This is a genomic window from Dysgonomonas hofstadii (assembly GCF_014196915.1).
In the GTDB taxonomy this organism is placed as follows: Bacteria; Bacteroidota; Bacteroidia; order Bacteroidales; family Dysgonomonadaceae; genus Dysgonomonas; species Dysgonomonas hofstadii.
The window spans coordinates 1-2666 of sequence record NZ_JACIEP010000039.1; the positions used below are offsets into that span (position 1 = coordinate 1).

Here is a 2666-nt window from a genome sequence, read left to right on the forward strand (position 1 = left end):
TGTATAATATAATTGAAAAGTAGTCCACTAAAATAATTGAAAAGTATACCACCAGTTAAGTAAAATTTAGGAGAGCATATAATAAAGCTCTGTATTTTACTAACAAATATTAACATTATAAATTCCTTTGTGTATTAACCAACACAGAGGGTAAAATGATAACAATGGTGGAAAAACAAACAATTATACATATGTACCGTACGGTGGGGTACAGTAAGCGGGCTATAGCCAGACAGTTGGATATCAGCCGTAAGACCGTTCATAAAATCATTTGTGAGTATGAAGCAGCTTTATCCTGCCCTGATCCTGAAGCCTCTCTGGAATCAGTATTAACTACCCAGCCACGTTATAACAGTTCCCGTCGAGGCCCTCGTGTTATTGTCGGCAGCCTGAAAGATTTAATAGACGACTGTTTGGAGAAGAACGCCCGTAAACGTGCCATGGGACTGAAGAAACAGTGTATGCGGGGTAAAGATATCTACGAACTGTTAATAGACAAAGGCTTTCAGGTCAGCTATACAGGGGTTTGTAAATACATCGCCTCTGCCTGTATGGTTAAGAAAGAGGATAAATCCCAGGAGGCCTTCATCCGTGGTTATTACCCTCCGGGAGAATCCTGTGAGTTTGACTGGGGCGAAGTCAAGCTTTATTTAAATGGCAAACTTCATCGTCTTCAACTGGCCGTCTTTACCCTAAGCCATAGTAACGGGCGTTATGCCTGGCTGTTCCATCACCAGGACCAGTTAGCCTTCATGGAGTCACACCGTAACTTCTTCCGCCAGATAAACGGTGTTCCCCACATTATGGTCTATGACAATATGCGTGTGGCCGTCATCAAGAAGTTTGCAGGAGAGGAGAAGAAACCCACCCAAACACTTCTTCGCATGAGCAACTTTTACCGTTACCATTATCGCTTCTGTAATGCCCGTGCCGGCTGGGAAAAGGGCCATGTAGAACGTTCTGTAGAATACGTCAGGCGTAAAGCTTTCAGTATCAATCTTCATTATACCTCTCTGGCAGATGCTCAAAGCCACTTACTGAGTATATGTGAGAAGATTAACTCGCGCAGTGGCAGCCCCTCGACTATCAATAAAGTGGAGGAACTGGCAGCAGATCTGGCTGCATTAAGACCCTATACCAATGAGATGGGATGCTTCCTGATGGCTGAGTACAAGGTGGACAAGTGGTCCACCATCTGTATGAACTGCTCCCACTACTCGGTTCCCGATACACTGGTAGGCAAAACCGTTACCGTTAAGATGTACTCCGAGAAACTGGTTGTCCTTTTTGGCAATGACAAAGTAGCCGTACATGAACGGATTTACTCCAGAGAGAAAGGGTGGTCCATCAAACTGGAGCATTATATAAATACCCTGTTGCGCAAACCGGGAGCACTGAACACTTCCCTGGCATTAAAACAAATGCCGGTAAAAATACAGGCTTTGTTCAATAAACATTTTACAGATAAGGCCAGGGATTTTGTCTTCCTTTTACAGTATGCCAGGGATAACAATTTTAGCGATAATGATATAATAGAAGCCTACAGTTCATTGAAGGAACGAGGTCTGAGAAGTATATCGGCAGACCAGATCAAAGCCATGATGCATACCAATAATGAACCTCAAGGTATGCCGGATGAACCCATCTATCTGGATGAAAGTCATAAGAGCGGATCTGCCCTGATCGAAGACGGAGCCATGAGGATACTAATGGACCTCTCGCGCATAATGGACACAGAAAACAATATAAAAATTACCACCAAAAATTAATAATCAGGTATGAGACAAGAAGTATTTAATATAAACAGTATGCAAATGGAAAATCTGAACGAGAAAGAAAAAGTTTTTAACTATGCCAAAGAGCTTAAACTACCTGTCATGCGGGATGAACTCGATGACTTTATTACCCAGGCAACTGATGAGAACTGGTCGTACCGGGTATTGATATGCCGGCTGTTAACCAAGGAAATGGACATGCGTATCGAGGCGCGCCGTAAACAGCGGATCAGGTTAGCCGGATTCCCTGAACTGAAGTACCTTCAGGAACTGGTAAGGCAAGAACTGCCTAAGGATGCGCAAACAGCACTGCCCGAGCTTGAAACGCTGGAATTTATCAAGGATGGACGTAATATCGTATTTTGCGGTAATCCCGGAACCGGTAAAACACATATGTCAATTGGACTGGGTATTAAAGCCTGCCTGGAGGGCTATACTGTCTTTTTTACTTCTGTTCCCCGCCTGCTGACACAAATCAGGGAATGTCGGTCGCAAAAGAGTCTCAGACTGCTTGAATTACGCTTCCAAAACTATGATATGGTCATCTGTGACGAGTTTGGATATGTAAGTTGCGATAAGGAAGGAGGCGAACTGCTATTTAACCATCTATCGCTCAGGGCTGGAAAGAAATCAACAATCATTACTACAAATCTGGCTTTTGACAGATGGGGAGAAATAGTAAAGGATAAAGTTCTGGTGGCTGCTATGGTAGACAGGCTCACACATAAAGCATATCTTATCAATATGAATGGACAGTCTTACAGAGTTAAAGAAACTAAAAAAATGTTGCAACCTAATGAAGAATAAATATCTTTAATCAATCTCATCCGAGAGCACTTAGTGGTATACTTTTCAATTACTAAGTGGACTACTTTTCAATTATATTATACA

General features: G+C 42.5%; 2 protein-coding genes. Both read left to right on the forward strand.

Annotation, left to right across the window (positions count from 1 at the left end):
- Positions 1–155 precede the first annotated feature (155 nt).
- Entirely contained in the window at positions 156–1769 is a 1614-nt protein-coding gene (istA, locus tag GGR21_RS20740; RefSeq protein WP_246348149.1) for an IS21 family transposase, read from the forward strand.
- 45 nt (positions 1770–1814) lie between these two features.
- Complete coding sequence (istB, locus tag GGR21_RS20745; RefSeq protein WP_183309145.1) at positions 1815–2582, forward strand: IS21-like element helper ATPase IstB; 768 nt, start codon at positions 1815–1817, stop codon at positions 2580–2582.
- Positions 2583–2666: the final 84 nt, after the last annotated feature.